At 70.8% G+C, this 26,626-nt stretch carries 22 protein-coding genes; 5 read left to right on the top strand and 17 right to left on the bottom strand.

The genetic code is table 11. The features are described 5' to 3' along the window. Positions 1 to 11 precede the first annotated feature (11 nt). The 4 genes from ACTJIL_RS00780 to ACTJIL_RS00765 form a co-directional block, all read right to left on the bottom strand. Positions 12 to 725, bottom strand: coding sequence for a response regulator transcription factor (locus tag ACTJIL_RS00780; protein ID WP_386741996.1), 714 nt, complete (start codon positions 723 to 725; stop codon positions 12 to 14). 101 nt (positions 726 to 826) lie between these two features. After that, complete coding sequence (locus tag ACTJIL_RS00775; RefSeq protein WP_440753712.1) at positions 827 to 2,176, bottom strand: sensor histidine kinase; 1,350 nt, start codon at positions 2,174 to 2,176, stop codon at positions 827 to 829. After that, on the bottom strand, positions 2,173 to 2,835 hold the full coding sequence (locus ACTJIL_RS00770; protein WP_440753711.1) for a response regulator transcription factor: 663 nt from the start codon (positions 2,833 to 2,835) through the stop codon (positions 2,173 to 2,175). The genes ACTJIL_RS00775 and ACTJIL_RS00770 overlap by 4 nt, the downstream gene beginning before the upstream one ends. Continuing rightward, a complete protein-coding gene (locus tag ACTJIL_RS00765; RefSeq protein ID WP_440753710.1) occupies positions 2,835 to 3,182 on the bottom strand; it encodes a PepSY domain-containing protein in 348 nt (115 codons plus the stop codon). Before ACTJIL_RS00765 ends, ACTJIL_RS00770 begins: the two co-directional genes overlap by 1 nt. A gap of 93 nt (positions 3,183 to 3,275) precedes the next feature. Here ACTJIL_RS00765 and ACTJIL_RS00760 point away from each other — a divergent pair, with 93 nt between their 5' ends. After that, complete coding sequence (locus tag ACTJIL_RS00760) at positions 3,276 to 5,321, top strand: TonB-dependent receptor plug domain-containing protein (RefSeq protein ID WP_440753709.1); 2,046 nt, start codon at positions 3,276 to 3,278, stop codon at positions 5,319 to 5,321. On the opposite strand, the gene ACTJIL_RS00755 is transcribed toward ACTJIL_RS00760, so the two are convergent. The 9 genes from ACTJIL_RS00755 to ACTJIL_RS00715 all read right to left on the bottom strand — a co-directional run bounded on the left by ACTJIL_RS00755 (position 5,287) and on the right by ACTJIL_RS00715 (position 16,957). Further along, on the bottom strand, positions 5,287 to 6,744 hold the full coding sequence (locus tag ACTJIL_RS00755) for an alkaline phosphatase D family protein (protein ID WP_417474930.1): 1,458 nt from the start codon (positions 6,742 to 6,744) through the stop codon (positions 5,287 to 5,289). The genes ACTJIL_RS00760 and ACTJIL_RS00755 overlap by 35 nt on opposite strands. Positions 6,745 to 6,746: 2 nt before the next feature. After that, positions 6,747 to 7,556: an inositol monophosphatase family protein gene (locus ACTJIL_RS00750; RefSeq protein WP_156899951.1), complete on the bottom strand. Its 810-nt coding sequence runs from the start codon at positions 7,554 to 7,556 to the stop codon at positions 6,747 to 6,749. 25 nt (positions 7,557 to 7,581) lie between these two features. Next, the gene (locus ACTJIL_RS00745) at positions 7,582 to 8,928 is read right to left on the bottom strand and encodes an MFS transporter (RefSeq protein WP_417474932.1); all 1,347 of its coding nucleotides are present in this window, start codon (positions 8,926 to 8,928) and stop codon (positions 7,582 to 7,584) included. 26 nt (positions 8,929 to 8,954) lie between these two features. Continuing rightward, positions 8,955 to 10,451 carry a CoA-acylating methylmalonate-semialdehyde dehydrogenase gene (locus ACTJIL_RS00740; protein ID WP_440753708.1) on the bottom strand — a complete coding sequence of 499 codons (1,497 nt, stop codon included), beginning with the start codon at positions 10,449 to 10,451 and terminating at the stop codon, positions 8,955 to 8,957. Between the two features lie 6 nt (positions 10,452 to 10,457). Continuing rightward, positions 10,458 to 11,291 (bottom strand): 5-deoxy-glucuronate isomerase, encoded by an 834-nt coding sequence (iolB, locus tag ACTJIL_RS00735; protein ID WP_440753707.1) that lies wholly within the window; start codon positions 11,289 to 11,291, stop codon positions 10,458 to 10,460. Continuing rightward, entirely contained in the window at positions 11,288 to 12,178 is an 891-nt protein-coding gene (iolE, locus tag ACTJIL_RS00730; RefSeq protein ID WP_027080731.1) for a myo-inosose-2 dehydratase, read from the bottom strand. The genes iolB and iolE overlap by 4 nt, the downstream gene beginning before the upstream one ends. Beyond that, entirely contained in the window at positions 12,175 to 14,037 is a 1,863-nt protein-coding gene (iolD, locus tag ACTJIL_RS00725) for a 3D-(3,5/4)-trihydroxycyclohexane-1,2-dione acylhydrolase (decyclizing) (RefSeq protein WP_440753706.1), read from the bottom strand. The genes iolE and iolD overlap by 4 nt, the downstream gene beginning before the upstream one ends. Continuing rightward, a complete protein-coding gene (locus tag ACTJIL_RS00720; RefSeq protein WP_417474941.1) occupies positions 14,037 to 15,980 on the bottom strand; it encodes a bifunctional 5-dehydro-2-deoxygluconokinase/5-dehydro-2-deoxyphosphogluconate aldolase in 1,944 nt (647 codons plus the stop codon). Before ACTJIL_RS00720 ends, iolD begins: the two co-directional genes overlap by 1 nt. Before the next feature lie 86 nt (positions 15,981 to 16,066). Further along, positions 16,067 to 16,957, bottom strand: coding sequence for a MurR/RpiR family transcriptional regulator (locus ACTJIL_RS00715; protein ID WP_440753705.1), 891 nt, complete (start codon positions 16,955 to 16,957; stop codon positions 16,067 to 16,069). A 144-nt stretch (positions 16,958 to 17,101) separates the two neighbouring features. Between ACTJIL_RS00715 and ACTJIL_RS00710 the strand changes: the two genes are divergently transcribed. Next, on the top strand, positions 17,102 to 18,088 hold the full coding sequence (locus ACTJIL_RS00710; protein ID WP_027080735.1) for a Gfo/Idh/MocA family protein: 987 nt from the start codon (positions 17,102 to 17,104) through the stop codon (positions 18,086 to 18,088). Positions 18,089 to 18,099: 11 nt separating this feature from the next. Beyond that, positions 18,100 to 19,080 carry an inositol 2-dehydrogenase gene (gene iolG, locus ACTJIL_RS00705; protein ID WP_027080736.1) on the top strand — a complete coding sequence of 327 codons (981 nt, stop codon included), beginning with the start codon at positions 18,100 to 18,102 and terminating at the stop codon, positions 19,078 to 19,080. 7 nt (positions 19,081 to 19,087) lie between these two features. On the opposite strand, the gene ACTJIL_RS00700 is transcribed toward iolG, so the two are convergent. After that, on the bottom strand, positions 19,088 to 20,374 hold the full coding sequence (locus tag ACTJIL_RS00700) for a histidine-type phosphatase (protein WP_051176406.1): 1,287 nt from the start codon (positions 20,372 to 20,374) through the stop codon (positions 19,088 to 19,090). A 46-nt stretch (positions 20,375 to 20,420) separates the two neighbouring features. After that, the gene (locus ACTJIL_RS00695; protein WP_440753704.1) at positions 20,421 to 23,003 is read right to left on the bottom strand and encodes a TonB-dependent receptor; all 2,583 of its coding nucleotides are present in this window, start codon (positions 23,001 to 23,003) and stop codon (positions 20,421 to 20,423) included. Positions 23,004 to 23,193: 190 nt separating this feature from the next. Between ACTJIL_RS00695 and ACTJIL_RS00690 the strand changes: the two genes are divergently transcribed. Beyond that, positions 23,194 to 25,251 carry a phytase gene (locus ACTJIL_RS00690; RefSeq protein WP_169447764.1) on the top strand — a complete coding sequence of 686 codons (2,058 nt, stop codon included), beginning with the start codon at positions 23,194 to 23,196 and terminating at the stop codon, positions 25,249 to 25,251. Positions 25,252 to 25,326: 75 nt separating this feature from the next. After that, the gene (locus tag ACTJIL_RS00685; protein WP_440753703.1) at positions 25,327 to 25,674 is read left to right on the top strand and encodes a DMT family protein; all 348 of its coding nucleotides are present in this window, start codon (positions 25,327 to 25,329) and stop codon (positions 25,672 to 25,674) included. 287 nt (positions 25,675 to 25,961) lie between these two features. On the opposite strand, the gene ACTJIL_RS00680 is transcribed toward ACTJIL_RS00685, so the two are convergent. After that, positions 25,962 to 26,264, bottom strand: a complete 303-nt coding sequence (locus tag ACTJIL_RS00680) for an Mpo1-like protein (protein ID WP_440753702.1) — start codon at positions 26,262 to 26,264, stop codon at positions 25,962 to 25,964. Positions 26,265 to 26,277: 13 nt separating this feature from the next. Continuing rightward, the gene (locus tag ACTJIL_RS00675) at positions 26,278 to 26,601 is read right to left on the bottom strand and encodes a YnfA family protein (RefSeq protein ID WP_440753701.1); all 324 of its coding nucleotides are present in this window, start codon (positions 26,599 to 26,601) and stop codon (positions 26,278 to 26,280) included. Between the last annotated feature and the right edge of the window lie 25 nt (positions 26,602 to 26,626).

The following is a 26,626-nucleotide window of genomic DNA, read 5'->3' as shown; positions in this document are numbered from 1 at the left end:
AGGCGCCGGCGTCAGGTCGGCGGCTGCTCGATGTCGGCGATCCGGTAGCCGGCGCTCTGCACGGTGTGCAGCAGCGGCTTGTCGTAGGGCTTGTCGATCGTCTTGCGCAGGTTGTACAGGTGGCTGCGCAGGGTGTCGGAGTCGGGCAGGCTGTTGCCCCAGATCTCGCGCTCGATCTCCTGGCGGTTGACCACCCGCGGCGACTCGCGCATCAGGATCGTCAGCAACTTCAGGCCGATCGGCGAGAGCTGCAGTTCGGTGCCGCCGCGGGTGGCGCGCAGCGAGGCCGGGTCCAGCACCAGGTCGGCAACCTTGAGCACCTCGGACCCCACCTGGCGGCGTTCGCGGCGGATCAACGCGCGCAGGCGGGCCTCGAGTTCCTGGATCGCAAACGGCTTGGTCAGGTAGTCGTCGGCGCCGGCGCCCAGGCCGGTGAGCTTCTCGTCCAGGGTGTCGCGCGCGGTCAGCATCAGCACCGGCGTGGACTTGCGCGCTTCCTCGCGCAGGCGCTTGCAGACCTCGATGCCGTCCAGCCGCGGCAGCATCAGGTCGAGCACGATCACGTCGTAGGTGTTTTCCGCCGCCAGGCGATAGCCATCCAGGCCGTCGGAGGCGTAATCGACCTCGAAGCCGCGGCCTTCGAGGTATTCGCCCACCATTTCCGAGATGTTGCGGTTGTCCTCGACGATGAGGACGAGCCCGCCCGGTTCCGTTGATCCGCGCATGCCTGCTCCGGTGAAAGTTGTCGTGGGGAAGTACAGTCTTCAGGTTTGTGAAGGCTGCCGTTTCCGGAGTGGAGATGCCGTGAAGGCAACCGCCGGCGCGTTCAGTTCCCGGTGCCGGCCCCCCAGGCGAAACGCACCCGCAGGCCACCCAGCGGCGAGGCGTCCAGGGCGATGCGGCCGTGGCTGGCCTCGACCAGTTCGCGCGCGATCGACAGGCCCAGGCCGCTGCCGCCCGCCTCGTCCAGCCGGCGCCCGCGCACCAGGGCCTGCTCCAGCAGCGCCGGGGGGATGCCGGCGCCGTCATCCTCGATGCACAGGCTGGTCCATTCCGGTCCCGCCGCGGCGGTGATCCGCACCTGGCGGCGGGCGTACTTCACCGCGTTCTCGAGCACCGCGCCGACCACCTCCGACAGGTGCTCCTCCTGCATCGCCAGCTGCAATCCGGCCGGGATGTCGATGGCGAAGGCGAGCTGGCCGCCCTGTTCGGTGTGTTCCAGCACGTTGACCAGCCGCTCGACCACCGCACGCACGCCTGCGCTGGCGCCGGGCACGCGCCCCACCCGCGCCAGCCGCATCCGCGCCAGTTCGGCGTCGACCACGCGACCGATCGCGGCGATGGCCCGATCCATGCCGTCGGCGGCGGCGTCCGCACCGGCCTCGCGCGCGCGCCGGCTCTGCGCGGCCAGCGCGGCCAATGGCGTCTTCAGCCCGTGCGCCAGGTCGGCGGCGCGCCGGCGCGCAAGCTCGAGTTCGCCGGCGCGCGCGTCGGCCAGCGAATTGATCGCCTGCACCAGCGGCTGGATCTCGCGCAGGCGCGCCGGCGGCAGGCGCGCATCGGCGTCGTTCTCCAGCTTCACCAGGTCGCCGCGGATCCGCCCCAGCGGCAGCAGCCCCAGCGTGACCTGCAGCCACGCAGCCGCGGACAGCACCGCCCACAGCACCGCCAGGAACACCGCCAGCTCGCGCGCGAAACCGGCACGCGCCGTGGTCAGCGGCGCGGTGTCCTGCGCCAGCTGCACCACCACCGGGGCGTGGTCGGACTCGATGACCAGGCGGCGCTCGAGCACCGCCACCGGATGTCCGAACGGCCCGGGGGCGCGACGCATCCGCCAGGCATCCGCGGGGACGTCGGCGGGCACCGGCAGCACCGCATCCCACAGCGAGCGCGAACGCAACGTGCCGCCGTCCGCGGACACCTGCCAGTAGGCGCCGCCGGCGGGCTTGTCCAGACGCGGATCCACCGGCTGCGCGACAAGCACCGGCCCGCCCGCGGGCGACAGCTCCAGGCCGGCGACCAGCACCAGCGCGCCGCGCGTCATCTCGGCTTCGAGCTGGCGCTCCAGGTGCCGTCCGAACAGCAGCGTCATGAATACCCACGCGATCGCCAGCGCCATCAGGATCGCCGCCGCCGCGGCCAGCAGCAGGCGCCAGCGCAGCGAGCGGGCGATCATCGGTCCTGTTCCAGCAGGTAGCCGAAGCCGCGCCGGGTAGTGATGACCGCGCTGCCGAACTTGCGCCGCAGGCGCGCCACGACCGCCTCGATCGCGTTGGCGTCGCCGCTTTCTGTGGCGCCGTACAGGTGTTCGGCCAGTTCGCCGGCCGGCACCGCACGGCCGGGCTGGTGGGCCAGGTAGTCGAGCAGGCGGAATTCCAGCGGCGAGATCCGCGCCGGCGCGCCGTCGAACGAGGCGCTCATGCGCACCGTGTCCAGGCGCAGCCGGCCGATCTCGATCACCGGCGAAAGCTTGCCGGCGCCGCGCCGCACCAGTCCGCGCACGCGCGCGACCAGCTCGCCCATCTGGAACGGCTTGGACAGGTAGTCGTCCGCCCCGGCCTCGATGCCCTCGACCTTTTCGGTCCAGTCGCCGCGCGCGGACACCACGATCACCGGGAACGTACGCCCGGCCGAACGCCAGCGCCGCAGCACGGTCAGGCCGTCGAGCTGCGGCAGGCCGAGGTCGAGGATCACCGCATCGTAGTCCTCGACGTCGCCCTGGTACCACGCCGCGTCGCCGTCGGCGGCGGTCTCCACGAAGAATCCGGCCGCCTCGAGCGCGCGCGCCAGGTCGGCGCGGATGTCAGGCTCGTCCTCGACGACCAGGCAACGCATCAATCATCCTTGATCTTGAGCACCGCGCCGTTGCGCGCATCGAGGGTGAGCTTGCGGACCCGGCCGGTGGCGGTGAGCACCTTGACCTTGTACTCCCAGACGCCGTCGTCGCGCTCCAGTTCGACCTCGATGACGTCGCCCGGCACGCGATGGGCCACGACCTCGAGGATCTGCGCCAGCGGCACGATCTCGCCGCGGCGGAGCAGCTCGCGGGCCTCGATGTGGTCGCTTTTCTTGCCCGCCAGCACGGCGGACACGGGAAGGATCGCCACGATGCCGATGAGCAACGGCAGCAGGAGCGGGCGGATGCGCGAAGAACCGGTCTGGATGTCCATGGCGGGCAGCATGCGAGACCCCTCCTGACAGCAACCTGACAGCGACCGTGGCCGTGCTGTCAGCGCGTCGAGTCTAGCCTTGCAGCGACTTCCGGGGAACCAGACATGACCATGCGGCGGGAACACCACCACGCACTGCTGTACGCCTGCCTGCTCGCCGCCGGCGCCTGCCTCCCCGCCGTCGCCGCGCAATCGGCAGGCGACTCGCGTTCGCGCACGGTCTACGCCGCCGCCTACTTCGACGACGTCGCGCCGGCCAACGCCTACGACATGGTGCTGCGGCTGCCCGGCTTCACCATCGTCGAGTCCGACGCCGACGTGCGCGGCTACGCCGGCGCCGCCGGCAACGTGCTGTTCGACGGCGCGCGCCCGACCAGCAAGCGCGAGGACACCGCCGCGCTGCTCAAGCGCATCCCGGCGCGCGCGGTGGCGCGCATCGAACTCATCCATGCCGGTATGCCCGGCATCGACATGGGCGGCTACGCGGTGCTGGCCAACGTGGTCCGCCGCGACGACGCGAGCACCGAGTGGGCGGTCGAAACCGGGCTCTCCGCCGCCACCGACGGCGCGCCGGAACCGCGGGCCAAGTTCGAGTACGGCCGCCGCCGCGGCGAGACCGCGCTGGACGCTTCGCTCAAGTCGGTCCGCGAGATCGACGACGACACCGGCCGCGGCAGCATCCGCACCCGGGACGGCGCGGACACGTGGCGCCGGTCGCTGGACACGCGCACCATCGAGGGCGAGCAGGAAGCCACGGTGAGCTGGCGCCAGCCGCTCGCATCCGGTCGCCTGTCGCTGACCGGCGCGCTGCGCGGCGAGGATGCGCGCACCACCACGCGCATCGGCGCATCGGCCGTCGACGATGCCGAACGCATCGGTGAGCGCGAGCGCTACCGCGAGGCCGAGGTCGGCATGCGCTTCGTGCGCCAGTTCCAGGGCCGCACCACGCTCGAGGCCATGGCCAGCGTGCAGCGCGGCTGGCTCGAGGAACGCGAGCACTCGCAGGCCGGCGACGACGACGAGCGCTTCGAGGGCGATACCGGCAGTGGCGAGACGATCGCGCGGATCGCGCTGACCCATGCGCGCTCGGACGTGCTGTCGTTCAATGCGGCGCTGGAAGGCGCCTACAACGCCCTCGACGGCGACAGCCGGGTGCAGGAAGGCGGCGTCGACATCCCGCTGCCCGGCTCGGACGTGCGGATCCGCGAGTGGCGCGGCGAAGCCACGCTCGGCGCCACCTGGAACCCCGCGCAGGACTGGACGATCGAACCGGGCCTCCGGGTCGAACGCTCGGAGATCGCGCAGTCCGGCGACAGCCCGCTGCAGCGCGGCTTCACCTATGCCAAGCCGCGGCTCGCGCTGCGCTGGGACGCGGGTGAATCGGACCAGTGGCGCCTCTCGCTCTCGCGCGAGGTCGGGCAGCTGGACTTCAACGACTTCGTCGCCTCGGCCTCGCTCGACGGCGGCGTGGTCAGCGCCGGCAACGCCGAACTGGAGCCGGACAAGACCTGGCGCGCCACGCTGTCCTGGGAGCACCGCTTTGGCGAGGATGCGGCGCTGACCCTGGGCTGGACGCACGACCGGATCGAGGACGCGGTGGACCGGGTGCTGGTGGTCACCGACGACGACGTGTTCGACGCGCCGGGCAACATCGGCCGCGGTCGCCGCGACACGCTGTCGCTGGACCTGGCCGCGCCGCTCGACGCCTGGGGCATCGCCGGCGGCCGCATCCGTTCCACCCTGCTGTGGCGCGCCAGCCGCGTGACCGATCCGGTCACCGGCCGTGGCCGCGGCATCTCCGACGAAGAACCGGTCGAGGGCGAGATCGAATTCTCCCAGGAGCTGCCCGCGCTGCGCGCGAACTGGGGCGTGCTGGTGGAGCATATCGGCGAACGCCAGACCAAGTACCGCTACGATCGCATCACCCGCGAATCCGAGGCCGTCGGCTGGACGCTGTTCGCCGAGCACCGCATCGGCGAACACTGGCGGCTGCGCGCGGAAGCCACCGACCTGTTCGGACGCAGCTTCTCCGAGCGTCGCGAGAAGTACGACGGCACCCGCGCCGACGGCGCGGTCGGGGAAGTCGAGACCCGCAGGCGGCGCACGCCGGGCGTGGTCAGTCTGACGATCCGTCGTAGTGTGGGCGGCTAGGCCAGCCCTGCGGCGGGTCGAACCCGTAATAGCCGCCGCCCTGGCGGAAGCGCTCCAGGCGCTCGAGCTCCAGCGGGTCGGACTTGCTGTCCCAGGTGCGCGCGCCGTTGCGCAGGTCGTCGGGGGTGAGCACCAGCGGTTCCCACACCGGCTCGCCCATCACGTCGTGCAGGGTGTAGGTCAGCCGCGGCGTGTCGCCGGTCATGTCGAAGCGCATCAGCCCGACGTTCACCGAACGCGTCCACGTGTCGCGCACGCGCACCTCGGGCGCCTGGCGGGTGTTCTTGGCAGCGGGCATCTGCGCCAGCGGCGAAGAGCAGAAGTCGTAGATGTCGTAGCCGCCCTGCTGCGAGCGCGGGATGCAGTTGAGCTCGCCCATGTGCGAGTCGCCCGAGATGCAGACCACCCCGCCGATGCCCTCGTCGCGGATGAAGTCGAAGATCTCGGTGCGCTCGGTCAGGTACACGGCCCAGGAATCGCCGCCTTCCTCGTTCTCCGCGCACGACCAGCCGCCGCCGATCGCCAGCACCTTGAACGGCGCGGTGCTGGTCTTGAGTTCGCGCTTGAGCCAGGCCTTCTGCGCGGCGCCGAGCATGGTCTTGCCGGCATCGTCGACCTGGTCGGTGGGATCGCGGTGGTAGCGGCCGTCGAGGACGAAGAAATCGACCCCGCCGTAGTGCTGGCGGAAATAGACGCCGGGATTGTCGCGCTCGCCATACGCCGGATTGGCCCAGAAGCTGCGGAACACGCGCAGCGACTGCGCCTTGGACGTGCTGCGTCCGTCCGAATCGTTGTAGCCGAAATCGTGGTCGTCCCAGGTGGCCAGCTGCGGCACCGAGCGCAGCAGCGGCTCGAGCCGCTCGACGCTGCGGCCGCGCGCGTACAGGTCGACCAGCGCGTTCGCCTGGTCGCTGTCGGCGTAGATGTTGTCGCCCAGCCACAGGAACATGTCCGGCTCCAGCGCGCGCACCGCGTTCCAGATCCGCTGCTCCTGGTCGAACTGGATCCGGCAGCAGGAGCCGAACGCGACCCGGAAGTCCGCCGGCCCCGCGGGCGCGGTGCGGGTGCGGTGCGGCAGCGGCTGGTGGCGGTCGTGCTCGCCGGCGTAGCGCAGCCGGTACCAGTAGTCGGTATCCGGCTGCAGGCCTTCGGCGCGCAGCACCACGCAGCCTTCATCGTCCGCGGTCGCCGTTGCCGTCGGCCCTTCGATCACGGTGGCGAAGTCGCGGTCGGTGGAATATTCCAGGGTCACGTCGAACAGGCCGCTGGCGCGCGTCCAGACCGTGAAGTGGTTGGGCCCGGGCGCGCCGATCATCGGCCCCTGCAGCGCGCGCGGATAACCCACCGCGCGCGCGAACGCGCGCGGCATCGCGGCCAGCAGCGCCATCAACCCGCCGGTCCTGAGGAAGACGCGCCTGCGCATGGTCAAACCCCTCCCTCTGCAAGCACACGGTTGAGCACGTCCATCAGCGGCTCCCGGATCGCGCCATTCGACACGCACACGGTGCCGCCGTGCAGATCCAGCGGCCCGCCGTCGACGGCGCTGGCGTCGCCGCCGGCCTCCTGCACCAGGATCACGCCCGGCGCCATGTCCCACGCCATCAGCGCGCGCTCCCAGTAGGCATCCCAGCGCCCGGCGGCCACCCAGGCCATGTCCACCGAACAGGCGCCGGTGCGGCGGATGCCGGCGGTGGCTTCGCTGAGCAGGGCCATCTCGCGCGCGAACAGCGGATGGTCGGGCTTGCCGGCGAACGGAATGCCGCAGGCGAGCACCGCCTCGATCAGCCGTCCGCGCGTGGAGACGTGGATGCGCCGGCCGTTGCACCAGGCGCCGCCGCCGAGCTCGGCGACGTAGAACTCGTCGAGGATCGGCAGGTGGGTGACGCCGGCCACGATGCGGCCGTTGCGGGCCAGCGCGACGTTGACGCCCCACAACGGGCAGCCGAACAGGAAGTTGGTGGTGCCGTCGAGCGGGTCGACGATCCAGGTGTGGCCGTCGTCGCTGCCTGCGAACGCACCGCTTTCCTCGCCGAGGAAGCCATAGTCCGGCCGCGCCGCGGACAGCAGCCCGCGGATGGTGCGCTCGGCCTCCTCGTCGGCGATCGACACCAGGTCGGCCGGTCCGCTCTTGCTGCGCACGGTGATCTCCGGCAGGCGGGCGAAATGCGCCTTCAGCCCGTCGCCGGCCGCGCGCGCGGCCTGCATCATCACCACCAGGTCTGGGGAAGCATTCAACACGTCCGGCTCCTGTCCATCGAAATCAATCGCGCAGGCGCGTGCGCCACAGACTGCTGGCCAGCAGCAGCGACAGCACCGACGATCCGATCCAGAACCAGATCGCCGGGCCGAAGTCGTACACCCGCACGCCGTCGACCATGCGCATCCCGCCCTGGATGAGCGCGCCCGACACCTGCTCCTGGATCGCCGCACCGATGTAGCTGAAGATGCCGATCACGCCCATCGCCGCGCCAGCCACGCGCTTGGGCGCGATGTCGACCGCGAACAGCCCGCCCAGCGAGGTGACCAGGCCGGTCAGGCCCATGCCGAACAGCACCATCGACAGCAGCAGCACGGGCATCGTCTGCGGGCCGAAGAAAAACAGGCCCAGGCCGGCCAGCTCGATCAGGCCGAACAGCAGGTTGGCCGGCGGGCGCCGCGCGTTGAAGAACTTGTCGGAAACGAACCCGAACGCGATCGCCCCGGCGATGCCCGCCAGCGTGCTGGTCATGAGCAGCGTGCCGGCGGCCGGCAGCGAGAAGCCGCGCGCTTCCTGCAGGTAGAGGATGCCCCAGGAGTTGATCGCATAGCGGGTGACGTAGGTCGTGGCGCTGGCCAGGCACAGGACCCAGATCGCCGGGATCTTCAGGATCGACAGTTGCAGCGCGAGCACGGACTTCATGCCGGCCTTGGGCGCGGCGTCGTAATGGTCGTCCTTCCAGTCGGCCACCTCGGGCAGGCCGAGCGTGCGCGGCCGGTCCTGGATCAGCAGGTAGCAGCCCAGTGCGGTGACGATGCCGACCAGCCCCGGCGCCCAGAATCCCCAGCGCCAGCCCAGCACGCTCACCACCAGGCCCACGCCCAGGAACGTCAGGCCCTCGCCGATCGAGTGCGCGGTGCTCCACACGCCGTAGATGCGGCCGCGCTCGCGGTTGGAGAACCAGCCGGTCATCGCGACCACCCCGCCCGGCGCGCCGAAGCTCTGGAACCAGCCGTTCAATCCCCACAGCACGACCGCCAGCCACAGCGCCGTGGCGAAGCCCATCGCCAGGTTGCACAGCGCGGTCATCATGAAGGCGAACGCGAGGAAGCGCTTCATGTTGGCGTGGTCGGCGAGGAAGCCGTTGGTCAGCTTGCCCAGCGCGTAGGTATAGAACAGCGCCGAGCCGATCAGGCCCAGGTCGTTGGGCGAGAACACGCCGGCATCGATCAGCGGCTTCTTGACCACGCCCAGCGCCAGCCGGCACGTGTAGATCAATCCGTAGCCCAGGGTGATGGCCAGCATCACGCGCACGCGATGCCTGCGGAACAGACGGTCGATCTCGCCGGTGTCCGCGATCTGTTCGCGGTCCGCGCCGGTGGCGAAGAACCGCGCGATCGCGCTGCCCATGCCCCTGCCCTCCCCTGCGCCGGCGTTCATTTCATCATCGGCATGTTGAAGTCCCGCTCCGTCGCGCCGCCGCGCGGCCAGCGCTGGGTCACGATCTTGGTGCGGGTGTAGAAGCGCACGCCGTCCATTCCGTACTGGTTGAGATCGCCGAAGCCCGAGCGCTTCCAGCCGCCGAAGCCGTGGTAGGCCACCGGCACCGGGATCGGCACGTTGATCCCGACCATGCCGACCTCGACGCGCTCGGCGAACTCGCGCGCGGCGTCGCCGTTGCGGGTGAAGATGGTGACACCGTTGCCGTACTGGTGGCGGCTGGGCAGTTCCAGCGCCTGCTCGAAGCTGTCGGCACGCACGATCTGCAGCACCGGCCCGAAGATCTCCTCGCGATAGGTGCGCATCTCCGGGGTGACGCGGTCGAACAGGCACGGCTTGAGGAAGAAGCCTTGCTCGTGCCCGGGCATCGTGAAGCCGCGGCCGTCGACCACCAGCTCGGCGCCCTCGTCGACGCCGGCCTGGATGTAACCCTCGATCCGCGCCTTGTGCGCGGCAGTCACCACCGGCCCGTAGTGCGCATCGGCGTCGAAGGACGTCCCCACGCGCAGCTCGCCGATTGCCTCGACCAGGCGCGCGCGCAGCCGCTCTGCGGTCTCCTCGCCCACCGGCACCACCACCGGCAGGGCCATGCAGCGCTCGCCGGCCGAGCCGTAGGCCGCGCCCATCAGGTCGGAGATGACGTGGTCGATGTCGGCGTCCGGCAGCACGATGCCGTGGTTCTTGGCCCCGCCCATGCACTGCATGCGCTTGCCGTGCGCCGCGCCGCGCGCGTAGACCTGCTGTGCGATGTCGGAGGAGCCGACGAAGCTCACCGCCTTGATCAGCGGATGGGCGAGGATCGCCTCGACCACGTCCTTGTCGCCGTGCACCACGTTGAGCACGCCCTCGGGCAGCCCAGCCTCGAGCATCAGCTCGGCCAGCCGCACCGGCACCGAAGGATCGCGCTCGGACGGCTTGAGGATGAAGGCGTTGCCGCTGGCGATCGCCGGGCCGAACATCCACATCGGGATCATCGCCGGGAAATTGAACGGCGTGATGCCCGCCACCACGCCCAGCGGCTGGCGCGCCGAAAACACGTCGATGCCCGGGCCTGCGCCCTGCGTGTACTCGCCCTTGAGCAGATGCGGGATGCCGCAGGAAAACTCGATCACCTCGAGCCCGCGCTGCAGGTCACCGCGCGCATCGGAGAGCACCTTGCCGTGTTCGCTCGACAGCAGGCGGGCCAGCGTGTCCATGTCGCGTTCGAGCAGGCGCTTGAACTCGAACAGCACCCGTGCGCGCCGCTGCGGATTGACCTGCGCCCACACCCGCTGCCCGTCGACGGCGCTGGCGACCGCGCGGTCGAGCTCGGCGGCGTCGGCCAGCGCGACGCGCGCCTGCACGCGGCCGGCGTTGGGGTCGAAGACATCGCCGTGGCGGCCGGACGTGCCGGCAACGCTGCGGCCGCCGATGAAATGTTCGATGTTGCGCATGTCGCTTTACCTTTTGTCTGGTGCCGGGGCCGGCGCCGGTTGCACGATCCATTCGTGCGCCGGGTCGTTGCGGAAGATCCAGCGCCGCTGGGGCCCGGCCATCACGTTGAGGTAGTACAGGTCGTAGCCGTGCGGCGCACCGACCGGGTGGTAGCCGCGCGGCACCATCACCACGTCGCCGTCGGCGACCGAAACGGTTTCGTCCAGCGAGCGGTCGTCGGTGTACACGCGCTGGATCGCGAAGCCCTGGCTGGGCTGCAGGCGGTGGTAGTAGGTTTCCTCCAGCGCCGTTTCCTCGCCCGGGGTGGCGGTGTCGTGCTTGTGCGGCGGATAGCTGGACCAGTGCCCGCCCGGCGTGATCACCTCGACCACCAGCAGGCTGTCGGCCGGCTCGGTCTGCGGCAGGATGTTGCGCACGTGGCGGGTGTTGGTGCCGCTGCCGCGCACCTCGCGGCTCATCCGCGCCGGGTCGATCTGGCGCGCCTGGCCGTCGCCGCGGCCGGGGGCGGTGCACACGGCCAGTTCGACGTCGCCGCGCGCGACCACCGCGTAGGGCACGCCCGCGGGCACGTAGACCGCGCCGGGCGCCCTGTCCTCGAACGGCGTGGCGCGCCCGCCGATGCCCTCGAACGACTGGCCGCCGGCGGTGATGTCGGCGCTGCCGGCGACCAGCACCAGGCAGGTCTCGCGCGCGGCGTCCTCGCCGGCATGCACCTGGCCGTCGAGCAGGCGCGCGACGCGGAAGCCGACGTGCTTCCAGCCCGCGCTCTCGGGCGTCACTTCCAGCACGGTGCCCGAATCATCGGGTGCGTGGGGACGAACGAGCAGCGGTGAGGTCATTGCAGCCCCGCTTTCGCGGCCTCCTGTTTCAGCGTCTGCAGGCCGAGCGCGGCGTACTGGCGCGGGTTGGCCAGCGCCGGATCCTGCTCGGCCTCGATGACGATCCAGCCCGCGTAACCGATGCGCGCCAGCGCGCGCATGACCGCGGCGTAGTCCAGCCCGCCGTCGCCGGGCACCGTGAACATGCCGGCGAGCACGCCGTCGAGGAAGCTCGCGCCGCGCTCGTGGATGCCGGCGAACACCTCCCGGCGCACGTCCTTGCAGTGCACGTGCGCGATGCGTCCGGGGTGCGCGTCGATCACCGCCAGCGGGTCGATCCCGCCCAGCGCCGCGTGCCCGGTATCCAGCGTCAGCCCCACCGACGGGCCGGTGTTGCGCAGCAGCGCCTCGAGGTCGGCGGCGCGCTCGACCACCGTGCCCAGGTGGTGGTGGTAGGCGAAGCGGATGCCCTGCGCCTGGACGTGGTCGGCCACGCGGGTCATGCGTTCGCCGAACTGCGCCCACTGGTCGTCCCGCAGCCGCGGCGTATCGGCCAGCGGCGTGCCGCGTTCGCCGTGCACGGCATTGCTGGTTTCGGCGAACACGAACGCGGTGGCGCCCAGCGCCTTGAGCAGCGACAGGTGCGGCTGCAGCGCCTGGATTTCCGCATCCGCGTCGCGCGCCAGCAGCGCGCCGCTGTACCAGCCGCCGATCAGGTCGAGGCCGTGACCGCCGAGCAGCGCCGCCAGTTCGGCGGGCTCGCGCGGGAAGCGCCCGCCCAGCTCCACGCCCTCGAACCCCAGCGCCGCGATCTCGCGCAGGATGTCGTCCAGCGGCGTGTCGCCGCCGAGTTCGGGCATGTCGTCGTTGGACCACGCGATCGGGCTGACGCCGAAGCGGATGCTCATGGCTGGTTCCGTTTGAGGGGCACGCCGGCCTCGTAGGCCTGGCGCGCGATGTTGACCTCGGTGCGGTCGGACACTTCGGGAACGGCCACGTCCCACCACCAGCCACCGGCCTCGGTGGTCCGGCGCGGATCGGTGTCGATCACCACCACGGCGCTGCGGTCGGCGGCGCGCGCGCGCGCCAGCGCCTCGCCCAGCTGCGCCACGCCGGACACGTGCTCGGCCAGCGCGCCGAGGCTGCGTGCGTGCGCGGCGAAATCCACGGGCGCCAGCCGCGCGTGGCGCGCGTCGGCCAGCAGGTTGTTGAAGCCCGCGCCGCCAGTGGCGCGCTGCAGGCGGTCGATGCAGCCGAAGCCGCGGTTGTCGAGCACCACGACCACCAGCTTCAGGCCGAGCATGACCGAGGTCGCCAGTTCGGAGTTCATCATCAGATAGCTGCCGTCGCCGACCAGCACCACCACCTCGCGGCCCGGCTCGGCCATCTTCACGCCCAGCGCGCCGGCGATCTCGTAGCCCATGCACGAGTAGCCGTATTCGACGTGGTAGCCGCGCGGCGACGCGGTGCGCCAGAGCTTGTGCAGTTCGCCCGGCAACCCGCCGGCGGCGCAGACGACGATGGCGTCGTCGTCCACGGCGGCCTGCACCGCACCCAGCACCTGCGCGTCGCTGGGCGCCTCGCCCGCCGCGCCGGGCGCGGTCGCGGCGTCGACCTGTTCGTTCCAGGCCGCGATGGCCGCGGCGTTGCGCCGTGCGACGCCTTCCTCCACGCGCCAGTCGCCCAGCCCTTCGCGCAGGGTTTCCAGCACCAGCCGCGCGTCGCCGACCACCGCGGTGGCGCCGTGCTTGTGGGCGTCCAGCGGCTGCACGTTGACCTGGAACAGCCGCGCCTGCGGGAACAGGCTGCGCGAGCCGGTGGTGAAATCCTGCAGCCGCGTGCCGATGCCCACGACCAGGTCGGCCGCCTGCGCGGCGGCGTTCGCCGCCGTCGAGCCGGTCACGCCGATCGCGCCGAGGTTGCGCGGATGGTTCCAGGGCAGCGTGCCCTTGCCCGCCTGCGTTTCGGCGACCGGCAGGCCCGTGGCCGTGGCCAGCGCGGACAGCGCGGCCCCGGCGCCGCTGTAGGCCACGCCGCCGCCGCAGACCAGCAGCGGGCGCTGCGACCTGCGGACCGCTTCGAGCAGCGCCTGCAACGCCGCCTCGTCCGCGGGCTGGCGCCGCTCGGGCCACAGCACGGGCTCGAAGAACGATGCCGGGAAATCGAACGCCTCGGCCTGCACGTCCTGGCAGAACGCCAGCGTGGCCGGCCCGCACAGCGCCGGGTCGCGCAGCACCGCCAGTGCGCGCGGCAGCGCATCGAGGATCTGTTCCGGGCGCGTGATGCGGTCGAAGTAGCGCGACACCGGGCGGAAGCAGTCGTTCACCGACGCCGTGCCGTCGGCGCCGGACTCGAGCTGCTGCAGCACCGGATCCGGCCGGCGCCCGGCGTAGACATCGCCGGGCAGGAACAGCACCGGCAGCCGGTTGACGTGCGCCAGCGCCGCGGCGGTGACCATGTTGGTCGCGCCCGGCCCGATCGAACTGGTGCAGACCATCGCGCGCCGGCGCCGCATCTGCTTGGCATAGGCGATCGCGGCGTGCGCCATCGCCTGCTCGTTGTGCGCGCGCCAGGTCGGCAGCGCGTCACCCGCCGCGTGCAGCGCCTCGCCCAGGCCGGCGACGTTGCCATGGCCGAAGATCGCCCACGCGCCGGCGAAGTACGGCACCTGCGCGCCGTCCACGACGACCCGCTGCGCGGCCAGCCAGCGCACCGTGGCCTGTGCGGCGGTCAGCAGGATCGTGCGTGGCGTGGCCATGTCGCTCATCAGGCGCAGTCCGCGACGGCAGGATGTCCGATCTTCGCACTCCTGGCCTGGCGCCATGCCTCGACGAGTACGCCGAACCGGGCCGCCAGGTCGTCCACCGCCGTCTCGTCGTCGATCTCGCCGCCCAGCCAGCGCGCGGCGGCCTCGGCGAAGATGGTGCGTCCCACCGCGAACCCCTTCACCAGCGGCTGCGCGGCGGCCACCTGGAACGAGGCGACCAGGACTTCCTGCGGCGCCGACAGGCCCAGCAGCACCACCCCGCGGCAGTGCGCGTCGTTGGCGACGATGGTGCGTTCGATGTTGCGCCACGCCGCGGCGCTGTCGCTGGGTTCGAGTTTCCACCAGTCCGGGCGCATGCCCAGGTCGTAGAGCCGCTGGATCGCGCGCGCCGCGGTGTCGTCGTCCACGGCGCCGCTGTTGGAGGCGATGATTTCCACCAGCAGCTCGTGGCCGGTCTTGCGGGCGGCGTCCTGCAACCGCAGCAGCTGGCGCTCCTGGCGCGCGCGCAGGTCGTCCGGATCGTCGGGGTGATAGAACGCCAGGCACTTCACCACGTGGTTGCCCGGCCAGGTGGCCAGTTCAGTGGCCACGTCGGCGCTGCTTTCGAAGTCCAGCGGGCGCGACCCCGGCATCTCGATCGGCCGGCCAATCCAGTACGGATAATCGGCCGCCGCCTGCAGCGCGCGCATACCGTAACGGCCGTCGAGCAGCAGGCCGAAACCGGGTTGCCCATGCGCGACCCGGTCCACCGCGCGCAGCGCCAGCGCCTTGAACGCCGGGATGCGCGCCGGATCGGCGCCCACCTGCGCGCACAGCGCCTCGAACTGGCTGCGATGATCCATCGCCAGCACCATCAGGTCGTCCCAGCGCCCGACGCGGGTGGTGGCCCAGTGCAGCTGTTCGAGCGCGGCATCGTCGCGCAGCCGGAACGGACGCGCGTCCGATGCCAGGAACGCCTGCAGTTCCTCCCAGGTCGGCATCGCCGGCGAGCAGCCGTGGCGCGAGACGACGATCGCGCCGCAGGCGTTGGCGTACCGGCAGCACGCCTCGAGCGGTTCGTCGCGCAGCCAGCCGCGCAGGAAGCCGGCCATGAACGCGTCGCCGGCGCCGAGCACGTTGAACACGTCCACCCGGAAGCCCTCCCCGACCAGGCCGTCGTCGAGGCGGTCGGGAATCGCGCCGGCAAAGGCGACGCAGCCGTGCGGGCCGCGCTTGAGCACCAGCAGCGCTGGCGTGCGTTCGCGGATCGCGCGCAGCGCGGCGAGCGTGTCGGTGCTACCGCCGAGGATGTGCATCTCCTCCTCGGTCCCGACCACCAGGTCGCACAGCGGCAGCACCTGCTGCAGCCGCGCGGTGACGCCGTCGTGGGCGACGAAGCGGTTCTCGCCCATGTCCTTGCGGGTCAGGCCCCACAGCACCGGGCGGTAGTCGATGTCGAAGACCACGCGCGCGCCGTTGCCGCGCGCGATCTGGCAGGCGCGCAGCGAGGCCTCGAAGACGTTGTCGCGCGACAGGTGGGTGCCGTTGATCAGCACCGCGCCCGCGTCGCGCAGCAGGCCCTCGTCCACGTCCGAGGCCTGCAGCGCCATGTCGGCGCAGTTCTCGCGATAGAACACCAGCGGGAAGGTGTCCGCGTCGCGGATGCCGAGGAACACCAGCGCGGTCAGCCGCTCGGGATCCTCCAGCACGCCGCGGGTCGAGACACCTTCGCGCGCGAGTTGCTCGGTGATGAAACGGCCGAAGTGGTCCGCGCCCACGCGGGTCAGCAGCGCCGACCGCAAGCCCAGGCGCGCGGCGCCCACGGCGGTGTTGGTGGGACTGCCGCCGATGTACTTGGCGAACGACCCCATGTCCTCGAGGCGGCCGCCGACCTGCTCGCCGTAGAGGTCGATGCAGGACCGGCCGATCGTGACCAGGTCGAGTTGCCGCTCCTTCGCTGCCATGCAGGCCATGCCCCACTGTGCCGGGCGCCTATCGCCCCCGCTTTTGTAACATATATTCTATTTTGAAATATGAAGCAACGTACGTTTCATTTCTTCGCGCGCCGCCCGCCAGCGCCGCCGCTGCGCCGTCCGCGCGCCGGGGGCACGGCCGCGAACACGTAGGAAATGACCAGCGCCTGCGCCAGGCACATCGAGGCCGAGAGCGAGCGGAACTTGCGGATCTCCGCCTCGCGCACCTGCAGCACCAGGGTCGATGGCTTGGCCACCGGACTGACCATGCTGTCGCTGATCGACAGCACCTTGCAGCCGCGGATGGCGGCCGCGTCGATCAGGTGCACGGCCTCCTCGGCGTAGGGGTGGTAGCTGACCGCCACCAGCAGGTCGCGCGGGCCGATGGCATGGACCTGTTGCAGCGCCATGCCGCCGACGCTGTCGATGAAGACGGTTTTCTTGTCGGCCTGGTGCAGCGAGTAGGCGAGGTAGGCGGCCACCGGGAACGAACGCCGGAACCCGGCGACGTACACCGTTTCGGCCTGCGAGATGAGCTTCACCGCGCGCGCGAGATGGTCGCGGTCCACCGCCCGCCCCAGGTTCTGCAGCGCCAGCACGTTGCCTTCGACGAACTCCGCCAGCACCTGCCCCGGATCGCCCACGGCCTTACGGTCCACGGTCTGGGTGAACTCGCGCACACGCTCGCCGTAGCCCTGCGTGGTGCTGCCCAGCAGGCCGTCGACGAACAGGCGCTGCATCTGGCTGGCGCCGTCGAAGCCGAAGTGCTTGGCGAAGCGCACGATCGCCGACGGCTGCACGCCGGTGCGCTCGGCCAGCACCGCAACGGTTTCCAGGGCCACGGCGCTGGGCTCGTCGAGCACGTAGCGCGCGATCTGCTTGAGCCGCTTGCTCAGCGTCTCGTACTCGTCGAGGATCGCTGCGCGAAGTTCGTCCGCATCCGCAGGTGCCTGGGTCCGTTCGGTCATTCGGCCACTCCTTCGGGTTGCGTGGTTCGGGGGATGGGACGGGTGCACATGTTCGCCCACGGCGATGTACGCCGGCGTCGAATTCTATTGCATTCCCAAACAGAACAAATATTCTATCTGCATTCCGGTGCGGGTGGGGTCCAGATGCAGCGTATCGATGTCGCACTGGTGGGGGCCGGCCGCATGGGCCAGGTCCACGGCCCGAACGCGGCCCGGCATCCCGGGCTGCGCCTGAAGTACGTCGTCGATGCCCGCCCCGGCGTGGCCGAGGCGATGGCGGGCCGGTGGCAGGCGGGGGTCGCGGGGCTGGAACAGGCGCTGGCCGACCCGTCCGTGGGCGGCGTGCTGGTGTGCAGCACCACCGACCTGCACCTGGCGCACGCCAGCGCGGCCGTGGCCGCCGGCAAGGCGGTGTTCTGCGAGAAGCCCATCGACCTGGACGTGGCCAAGGCGCGCCAGGCGCAGCCGCTGTTCCGCGACGCGCGCTTCCTGCTCGGCTTCAACCGCCGCTTCGATCCGCACTTCCTCGCGCTCAAGCGCCGGCTGGACGCGGGCGAAGTCGGCCGACTGGAAGCCCTGCACATCGTCAACCACGACCCGGCCGCGCCGCCGCCCGGCTTCATCCCCACCAGCGGGGGGCTGTTCAAGGACTTCACCATCCACGACCTGGACCTGGCCCGCTGGCTGCTGGGCGAGGAGCCGTGCGAGGTGTTCGCCTCGGCCAGCTGCCTGGTGGATCCGGAGATCGGCCGGCTGGGCGACGTCGATACCGCGCGCGTGCTGCTGCGCACGCCGTCCGGCCGCCTGTGCGTGATCTCCAACACCCGTCGCAGCGGCTGCGGCTACGACCAGCGCATCGAGGCGTTCTGCTCGGGCGGGCGGCTCGCCGCGGACAACGTCCACACCAGCACGCTGGTGGCGACGACCGCGCAAGGCGCCCTCGCCGCGCCGATCCACCCCGGCTTCCCCGAGCGCTACCGCGACGCCTACCGCGCGCAGATCGAGCACTTCGCCGACGTCGTGCACGGCCGCGCGGCGCCGGCGATCGGCTACGACGACGGCATCGCCGCCCTCGCGCTGGCCGAAGCCTGCGGACAATCCGCGCGCGCCGCCGCGCCGGTCCACTCATGAAGGAATCGAACATGCACAAGGTCGCATTGATCGGCGCCGGCCGCATCGGCCGCATCCACGCGCGCAACATCGCGCGCCATCCGCGGCTGGCACTGGCCGCCGTGGTCGACCCGGTCGAGGAGGCAGCGCGCGCGCTGGCCGCCGAGTGGCAAAGCCGGGTCGCCACGCTCGACGAGGTCCTGGCCGATCCGGACGTGGCCGGCGTGGTCATCGCCAGTTCCACCGATACGCACCTGGACTACAGCGTGCGCGCCGCGGCCGCCGGCAAGGCGGTGTTCTGCGAGAAGCCCATCGACCAGGACCTGGCCCGCGCCCGCACCGCGGCCGATGCACTGTCCGGCGCGCGCCTGCTGCTGGCCTTCAACCGCCGCTTCGATCCCAACTTCCAGGCGCTCAAGGCGCGGCTGGACGGCGGCGAGGTCGGCACCCTGGAAAGCCTGCAGATCACCTCCAACGACCCGGGCCCGCCGCCGCCGGCCTACGTCGCGGTGTCCGGCGGCCTGTTCAAGGACATGGCGATCCACGACTTCGACATGGCGCGCTGGCTGCTGGGCGAAGAGCCGGTGGCGGTGTTTGCCGTCGGCAGCTGCCTGGTGGACCCGGAAATCGGCAGGCTCGGCGACGTCGATACCGCGCGCACCCTGCTGCGCACGGCATCGGGCCGCCTGTGCGTGATCTCCAACAGCCGCCGCTCCGGCTTCGGCTACGACCAGCGCATCGAGGCCTACGCCTCGGCCGGCATGCTGCGCGCCGACAATGTCACCGAGACCACGGTGCAGGCCTGGACCGAGGCCGGCGCCGCGGCGGACCGCTTCCAGAATTTCTTCCTCGACCGCTATGCCGAGGCCTACCGGCGCGAGATGGATCACTTCGCCGACATGCTCGACGGCAGCTGCAGCGCATCGGTGGGCTACGCCGACGGCGTCGCCGCGCTGGCGCTGGCGGAGGCTGCGGCGCAGTCGCTGCGCAGCGGCCAGGTGGTCGCCCCCTGACGCGGGCTCAGCGCGCGGCCGCGGCCACGGGCGCGACCAGCTTGCCGCGCACCAGCGCGGCGAAGTCGTCCAGGCGGCAGGGCTGCGCGCAGCCGGGGATCGGCAGGGACACGTAGGCGGGCGCGTTGGCGTCCGACAGCGGCTGCAGTTCGCGCACCTGGTCCATGGTCTGCGAGCGGTAGAAGGCGCGCACGAAGCGTTCACCGCGCGCATCCGACAGCACCTCGAAGCCGAGCGCGCCACCCGGCGGCGGATCGTCGCGCGGGTAGCCGGGCACGGTCCAGTGCAGGTCGAGCAGGCCGCCGAGGTCGGCGATGTTGGTGTCGTGCCCCACCAGCACCGTCAGCGGCGGGCCGTCTTCGACGGCCGCAAGCATGCGCGCGGCCAGCGGCGAGGCGGCGCGCGCGGCGACGTACGGCGCGCGGCCTTCGTAGCGGAACTTGATCGAATGGAACTCGAGCAGCGCCTCGATGCCGTCGCGGTCCAGGCGGCCCCAGGCCACGTCCTGCATCGGCATGCCTTCCAGGTACTGGAGCAGGAAGGTCTGGCTGATCGTCGATGCCAGCCCGAAGGGGTCGCCGACGTCGGGACGATCGTCCTCGTGGCGCACGATCCCGGTCGGCATCTGCGAGAGGTCGCACCCGGCCGGTACGCCCCACGCTTCGCACAGCGGCGGTGCGCAGCAGCCCAGCGCCTGGTTGAGCTGCGCGAACAGCGCCGCGCGCGCCTGCACCTCGGCATCCATCCCGCCTGGCGGGGCGAGCGCGGCCACCGCGCGCACGGCCTGGTCGGGCTCCACGCGCGTGTAGCCGGTTTCCAGCGGATGGAACTCGAAATCCTCGTCGGCACCGGCCGGGAAGGCGACCGCGATGCCGCAGCCCGGCGCGAGCCCTTCGAGCAGCGCACGCGCGGTGTCCTGGGTGCGCGACTTGGCGCTGGCCGCCACCGCCACGGTGTCCTGCGACGGGCAGCCGTCGGTCGGGATCAGGCCACGCGCCGCCCAATGCGTGCGATCCCAGGCGCCGACCAGGCGCACCGCGTCGTAGCCGTGCTGCGTCAGCTCGCCGAATCCTGTCGACCAGGTCGGCCATTCCCGGTCTGCCATGCCTTCGGGCGCGACTTGCGGTTTGGTCGGCGGGCGGACGCCGTGGCGCATCAGCATCACCACGCGTTCGAGCACCGGCGCGGACTGCGCGTCGGGGGCCGGCCGCTCCGGGCTGCCCGCGCAGGCGGCCAGCAGGCCGCAAAGCGCGAGCAGGCCGGCGCCCAGGGCGCAGCGGATCGGAGGGGGCATGGCGTTGCGCTCCTGCATCGGGATCACCATCGTGTCGACGCCGGGGTCAGAACCTGAGCTGGATGCCCATGCGCGCGGTCCAGCCGTAGATCTCCTTCTCGGCCATGCGGTTGCGGTAGCCCATGTAGTTGCGCAGGGCCGCGTCGTTGAGGTTGCTGCCTTCCAGGAACACGGTCACGAGTGGATTGAAGGCATAGCTCACGCGCGCGTCCCACTGCTTGAGCGCGTCGACGTAGATGTCCCCCTCGCGCTCCTCCTCGTTGACCTCCAGCAGCATCGCCGACCGGTAGGTGTAGGCGATGCGCGCGGCGAACCCGTATTTCTCGTAGCTGATCTGTGCCGAGGCGACGCGATCGGACTGGTTGAGCAGCGGCACCTTGTCCGAACGCCCGGGCAGGCCCTCGGCCTCGGAATCGACCCAGGTCATGTTGGCGCCGACGCTGAACCCGTCCAGCGGCGACGGCAGGAAGCTCAGCTCGTACTGCGCGTTGAGTTCCAGGCCCTTCACCGTGGCCTTGTCGGCGTTGGTCCAGGTGCCGACCTCCGCGTTGGTCAACGGCAGGCCGCCGAACACGCCGTCCTGGCCGTCGCGGGTGACCTCGTAGATCGGGTTCTTGATTTCCTTGTGGAACACCGCCGCCGACAGCAGGCCGCGGTTGCCCACGTAGTACTCGACCGACAGGTCGAGGTTGGTCGACATCAGCGGGTCGAGGTCGGGATTGCCCATCGTGACCTCGGGCTCGGCGCTGCCGGCGTCCTCGACCTGCACGAACGGCGCGAGCGACTCGTAGTTGGGCCGGCCGATCGCGCGCGTGGCGGCGGCGCGGAACACCAGGTTCTCGCCGGCGTCGTAGCGGAAGTTCACGCCGGGGAACCAGTCGGTGTAGCTGCGCGAACCGAACGTGTTGAAGCCCTGGTCGAGGGAGGCTTCCTCGACGTCGAAGGCGTTGGCGGCGTAGTCGCCCTGGGTGTGCTCGACGCGCACGCCGGGGATCACGGTCAGGTCGCCGAAGCGCAGGCGGCTCATGATGTAGCCGGCGGTGATCTTCTCGGTGATGCGGTAGTCGGCGGCCAGCGTGGCCGAGAGGGTGCCCTCCTCGTCTTCCTCGAACTCGCCGCCGTGCGCGTCGAAGTAGGCTTTCGCCGCCGGATTGGAGATCGTCGGACCGATGAAGTAGCGGCCGCCGAACATCGAGCCCATGGGCTTGCCGAGCACGTCGGCCAGCGTCATCGGGCCGTCGTGGTACTCGTAGGCGCGGCCGTTCTCGTCGTTGGTCTTCTTGCGGTGCAGGTATTTCACGCCGAACTGCAGGTCGGAGCCGTCGCCGATCGACAGCGGCATCAGGTAGTCCAGCCGCGCCTGGTACAGGTCCTCGACCGCGTGGCGCGATTCGGGCTCCCAGAAATCGGGTTCGAACAGCGACGGATCGTACGCGTCGGGGCCGTCCGGGGTGACGGTGTAGGTATCGCTGCCCAGCAGGTAGCTGCCGGTGATGTCGCCCTGCACGAAGCCCCACTCGTCGCGGTGCGGATCGCGCTTGTCGGCGCGTGACCAGGTGACCTCGGCGCTGAGCTTGCGGTCGCCCTCGAACTCGAACTCGCCGCCGGCCGATGCGGTCAGCGTACTGGTGTTCTCCGACCGCGTGCGCAGTGCACGCAGCGCCTCGGCGTCGCTGAAGGTGCCGCTGCGCGCGTCGGTGGGCGAGATCCCGTCCTCGTCGAACTCGATCGCGAAGCGGTCGCGCGTCTCGGAGTCCTCGTACTTGGAGTACAGCAGGCGCAGGAACAGGCTGGTGTCGTCGTTGGGGCGCCAGTCGAAGTTGGCCACCGCGCCGGTGCGCTGGCGATGGGTGTTGTACTGGCGCATGTCCAGCCCCTCGGGCACGAACTGGCCGTCGACCTCGATCCAGTCGCCCGCGTTCTGGATGTTCTGGCTGCCGATCTTGCGGTCCGAGTGGTTGAGCGCGAACACCGCGCCGAACTGCTTGTCGGGGCCGAAGCGCCCGCCGAACGAGCCGTCGAACTCGTAGGGATGCTCGCCGTTGATGTCGTTGTAGCCGTAGGCCGCGCTGGCGGTGCCGAACGTGCCCTGGCGGTCGAACGCGCTGAGTGTTTCGATGTTGACCATGCCGGCGATGGAGTTGGCGTCCATGTCCGGCGTCAGCGTCTTGGACACGACCACCGCGCCGATCAGGCCCGAGGGAATGTCGTCGAGCTTGACCTGGCGGCCGTCCGGCTCCGGCGCCGGCGAGGTCTGGCCGTTGAGGGTGACGTTGAGCAGGTCCGGCGAAATGCCGCGCACCGTGAGGTAGCGCCCCTCGCCCTGGTCGTTGACGGTGGAGATGCCCGGCAGCCGGCGGACCGCCTCGGCCACGTTCTGGTCGGGCAGCCGGCCGACGTCGTCGGAGCGGATCGCGTCCACCTGCCCGTCCGCGTAGCGCTTGTCGTCGATGGCCGCGCGGTCGGCCGCGCGGCGCCCGGTGACCTGGATCCGGTCCAGCTCGGTGACTTGCGGTGCCTGCCCCGCCGGCGGTGGATCCGCACTGTCCTGGGCCAGCAGCTGCCCGGGCATGAGTGCGAGGTTGCTCAGAATGATTGCCGTCAATGCATTGCGATGGATCTGTCGCATGGTGCAGTCCCTCCCGAGGACAGCCGCCACCGGCCAGGCAAGGGCGCCCGGATCGGGTGGCCGTGCCCGGAGATTACGAATGAAAATTCCAAAATGCAACAGACTTGGAATTTCTCTTGCAAAATTGCAGGGCCTGTGTGAATGTCCCCACACGGCTAGCCGGCACATTCAAGCAACCGGAGATGACAAATTGAGTTCCCGCCATCGATCGACCATCACCGTCATGGCCGTGGCCGTGGCGCTCGCCCTGCCGGGCGGACAGGCAGACGCCCAGGACGCCCAGGTCCCGACCGTCCAGGCGACCGCCAGCACCCAGCGCACCGCCAGCGGCGAGAACAACGACGCGGCGATCGTGCGCAACGACGCCCGGCCCGGCGCGAGCCGCATCATCGCCACCGCCGCGCTCGACGGCCTTGAAATCAGCGACCTGTCCGGCAAGCGGCTGGCCACGGTGCCGGCCGGCGAGGCCGCGGCGGTGGACGCCATGCCGGGCGTGACGATCGGCAAGCGCAGCACGACGGTGGTCGCGGCGGTGGACGAGACCGGTCATTTCCTGCGCCTGTACACCTTCGACAACGACCGTCTGGCCGAGGCCGGCGCGCGGCCGATCCCGCTGGGTTTCGCCGCGGAGGGCATCTGCCTGTTCCGCAGCCCGCAGGACGGCGCGCTGCAGGCGTTCATCGTCGGCGACGGCGGCGAGATCGACCAGCAGGTCATCCACGCCACCGCCGGCGGCAGGCTCGACGCGCGCCAGGTGCGCCGCATCCACCTGCCCTCGCCCCTCACGCAATGCGTCGCGGATGCGGCGGGGCACGTCTACGTGTCCGAGGAAGCCGTTGGCATCTGGCGCTTCAACGCCGACGCCGAGGCCGACACCGAAGCCCGGGTAGTCGACGCCCCGCGGCTGGGCCATATCGAGGAGGAGGTCTCCGGCGTGGCGCTGTACGACGGCGGCGACGGCAGCCGCTGGCTGCTGGCCGGGGACGCCAGCGCCGGGCACGTGAACGTCTACGACCGCGACCGCGACGATGCATGGCTGGGGGCCTTCGTCGTTGCGGCGCCGGACGGCGGCGCGGTTGAAGAACCCGGCCTGCTTGCCGCCACCGGCCTGCCGCTGGGCAAGTCGTTCCCGCACGGCGCGCTGCTGGTGGTCGACGAGGACGCCGCCGACACCAAGCTGGTGGCGATCGCCGACATCGCCCGTGCGCTCGGCCTCGACCCGGGCAACGCGGCCGCCGCGGCATCGCCGGCCACCGTCCCCGCCGTCACCGCGCTGGTGGAAACCACGCCCGTATCCAGCTTCGGCGACGCCGCCGACGACCCGGCGATCTGGGCCAACCCCGACGACCCGGCCGCCAGCCTGGTGATCGCCACCGACAAGAAGGCCGGCCTGTACGTTTACGACATGCAGGGCCAGGTCGTGCAGTTCCTGCCCGACGGCAAGATGAACAACGTCGACCTGCGCGAAGGCTTCGAACTGGGCGGCGAGCAGGTGGTGCTGGTCACCGCCAGCAACCGCACCGACGACAGCATCGCGATCTACCGCCTGGATACCGAGAATCGCCGCCTGGTCGACGTCGCCGACGGCGTGCAGCCGACCGGCTTCGACGATCCCTACGGGCTGTGCATGTACCGCAGCCCGCGCGACGGGGCGATGTACGTGTTCATCAACGGCGACGACACCGGCAAGCGCCAGTGGCGCCTGGCCGACACCGGCAACGGCCGCGTCCATGCTGAGCTGGTCCGGGAGATGCGCTTCGAATCGCAGACCGAGGGATGCGTGGTCGACGACGACGCCGGCACGCTGTACGTCAACGAGGAAGACGTGGCGATGTGGCGGATGTCCGCAGAACCCGACGGCGGCGACGCCAAAGTCGCGGTCGAGCGCATCGAGGACAACCCGGCGATCCGCGACGACCTCGAGGGCGTGGGCATCTACCACCTGGGCGAAGGCCGCGGCTACATCGTCGCGTCGAGCCAGGGCAACGACACCTACGCGGTCTACCGGTTGGAGGGGGAGCAGGCGTACGTCGGCTCGTTCGCCGTGGTCGCCGACCCAGTGCGCGGCATCGACGGCATCTCCGAAACCGACGGGCTGGAAGTCACCAGCCGCAACCTCGGCCCCGGCTTCGAACACGGCGCGATGATCGCCCAGGACGGGCGCAACGTGATGCCGGTGGAGAACCAGAACTACAAGTACGTGCCCTGGGAAGCGATCGCGGGCGCGCTCGGGCTGGAGATGCGCTGACCGACCGCGCGACGGGCACGACACGGGCGGGTGGCGGGCGCTAGGCTGGCGTCCCGCCACTGCCGGCCCCGCCCCATGTCGCCCCTCGTCGAACGCGTCCTGCCCGTCGTCCTGCTGCTGGGCTCCAACGTCTTCATGACCTTCGCCTGGTACGGGCACCTCAAGTACAAGGCCTCGCCGCTGCTGGTCGTGATCCTGGTCAGCTGGGGCATCGCGTTCTTCGAGTACGTGCTGCAGGTGCCGGCCAACCGCTGGGGCAGCGCGGTGTACTCGGCGCCGCAGCTCAAGGGCATGCAGGAGGTGATCACGCTGGTGGTGTTCGCCGTGTTCTCCGCGTCGTATCTGGGCCAATCACTGAAGTGGAACCACTGGGCCGGCTTCGCCCTGATCGCGGTGGCGGCGTGGCTGATCTTCCTGGATTGAACGGTTCGCGGCGATGGCTTTTGGTTTTTCTCCCAACCGGGGAAAGGCGCGCGTCAGCGAGTAGCAGGGCGCCCCCGGGATCCGGCGAAGGAACTTTTGCCACGGATTGCGCGGATGAACGCGGATAAAGCAAAAGGGAATGCCCTCCTGCCGTCTTCGCGCGCGCCGGGAAGCGAGAGAAGCGCTGCGCATCGAGGGCCACTGCGGGACGGCACGGCGCCACGCCATGACGCCTTCGCCTTATCCGAGTTCATCCGCGTAATCCGGCAGAAGCGCATTCGGATGCCTCAGAACCGGATGCGCCCGGTGAGGATGTCGCGGAACATCACCCAGTCGCCGGCGAACGAGTAGAACGGATGCTTGAACGTCGCGGGCCGGTTCTTCTCGAAGAAGAAGTGTCCGACCCACGCAAAGCCGTAACCGCACAGCAGCGCGCCCAGCAGCCACCAGGCGTTGGCGGTGGCGATCGCAACGGCCACCAGCACCAGCACGCCGCAGCTGCCCACGAAGTGCAGGCGCCGCGAGGTGCGGTTGGCGTGCTCGCTCAGGTAGAAGGGGTAGAACTCGCGAAAGCTGGCGAACCGATCCATGGGCGTCCTCCGGTCACAGGGGGCGTGGCGAAAACATGATGACCGCCATGCCGCACAGGCACAACAGCGCGCCCAGCAGGTCCCAGCGCGTCGGCCGCACCGCGTCCACCGCCCACAGCCAGCCGATGGCGACGGTGACGTAGACACCGCCGTACGCGGCATACACGCGGCCGGACGCGGTGGGGTGCAGGGCCAGCAACCAGACGAACGCCGTCAGCGCGATCGCGCCCGGCAGCAGCAGCCACGCGCTTCCCGCCCTGCGCAGCCACAGGTACGGCAGGTAGCAGCCGACGATCTCGGCCAGCGCAGTGGCGACGAACAGCAGCAGGGTTTTCATCGATTGCCTTTCCCGTGGGACGAAG

Source organism: Luteimonas sp. 22616 (genome assembly GCF_052044325.1).
Taxonomy (GTDB): Bacteria; Pseudomonadota; Gammaproteobacteria; order Xanthomonadales; family Xanthomonadaceae; genus Luteimonas.
This window is presented reverse-complemented; position numbering and strand designations above follow the sequence as displayed.

Excerpts from the sequence above, each read along its gene's own strand:
- ACTJIL_RS00780 (WP_386741996.1), bottom strand. The coding sequence starts at position 725 with ATGCGCGGATCAACGGAACCGGGCGGGCTCGTCCTCATCGTCGAGGAC.
- ACTJIL_RS00775 (WP_440753712.1), bottom strand. The coding sequence starts at position 2,176 with ATGATCGCCCGCTCGCTGCGCTGGCGCCTGCTGCTGGCCGCGGCGGCG.
- ACTJIL_RS00770 (WP_440753711.1), bottom strand. The coding sequence starts at position 2,835 with ATGCGTTGCCTGGTCGTCGAGGACGAGCCTGACATCCGCGCCGACCTG.
- ACTJIL_RS00765 (WP_440753710.1), bottom strand. The coding sequence starts at position 3,182 with ATGCTGCCCGCCATGGACATCCAGACCGGTTCTTCGCGCATCCGCCCG.
- ACTJIL_RS00760 (WP_440753709.1), top strand. The coding sequence starts at position 3,276 with ATGACCATGCGGCGGGAACACCACCACGCACTGCTGTACGCCTGCCTG.
- ACTJIL_RS00755 (WP_417474930.1), bottom strand. The coding sequence starts at position 6,744 with ATGCGCAGGCGCGTCTTCCTCAGGACCGGCGGGTTGATGGCGCTGCTG.
- ACTJIL_RS00745 (WP_417474932.1), bottom strand. The coding sequence starts at position 8,928 with ATGGGCAGCGCGATCGCGCGGTTCTTCGCCACCGGCGCGGACCGCGAA.
- ACTJIL_RS00740 (WP_440753708.1), bottom strand. The coding sequence starts at position 10,451 with ATGCGCAACATCGAACATTTCATCGGCGGCCGCAGCGTTGCCGGCACG.
- iolB (WP_440753707.1), bottom strand. The coding sequence starts at position 11,291 with ATGACCTCACCGCTGCTCGTTCGTCCCCACGCACCCGATGATTCGGGC.
- iolE (WP_027080731.1), bottom strand. The coding sequence starts at position 12,178 with ATGAGCATCCGCTTCGGCGTCAGCCCGATCGCGTGGTCCAACGACGAC.
- iolD (WP_440753706.1), bottom strand. The coding sequence starts at position 14,037 with ATGAGCGACATGGCCACGCCACGCACGATCCTGCTGACCGCCGCACAG.
- ACTJIL_RS00720 (WP_417474941.1), bottom strand. The coding sequence starts at position 15,980 with ATGGCAGCGAAGGAGCGGCAACTCGACCTGGTCACGATCGGCCGGTCC.
- ACTJIL_RS00715 (WP_440753705.1), bottom strand. The coding sequence starts at position 16,957 with ATGACCGAACGGACCCAGGCACCTGCGGATGCGGACGAACTTCGCGCA.
- ACTJIL_RS00710 (WP_027080735.1), top strand. The coding sequence starts at position 17,102 with ATGCAGCGTATCGATGTCGCACTGGTGGGGGCCGGCCGCATGGGCCAG.
- iolG (WP_027080736.1), top strand. The coding sequence starts at position 18,100 with ATGCACAAGGTCGCATTGATCGGCGCCGGCCGCATCGGCCGCATCCAC.
- ACTJIL_RS00700 (WP_051176406.1), bottom strand. The coding sequence starts at position 20,374 with ATGCCCCCTCCGATCCGCTGCGCCCTGGGCGCCGGCCTGCTCGCGCTT.
- ACTJIL_RS00695 (WP_440753704.1), bottom strand. The coding sequence starts at position 23,003 with ATGCGACAGATCCATCGCAATGCATTGACGGCAATCATTCTGAGCAAC.
- ACTJIL_RS00685 (WP_440753703.1), top strand. The coding sequence starts at position 25,327 with ATGTCGCCCCTCGTCGAACGCGTCCTGCCCGTCGTCCTGCTGCTGGGC.
- ACTJIL_RS00680 (WP_440753702.1), bottom strand. The coding sequence starts at position 26,264 with ATGGATCGGTTCGCCAGCTTTCGCGAGTTCTACCCCTTCTACCTGAGC.
- ACTJIL_RS00675 (WP_440753701.1), bottom strand. The coding sequence starts at position 26,601 with ATGAAAACCCTGCTGCTGTTCGTCGCCACTGCGCTGGCCGAGATCGTC.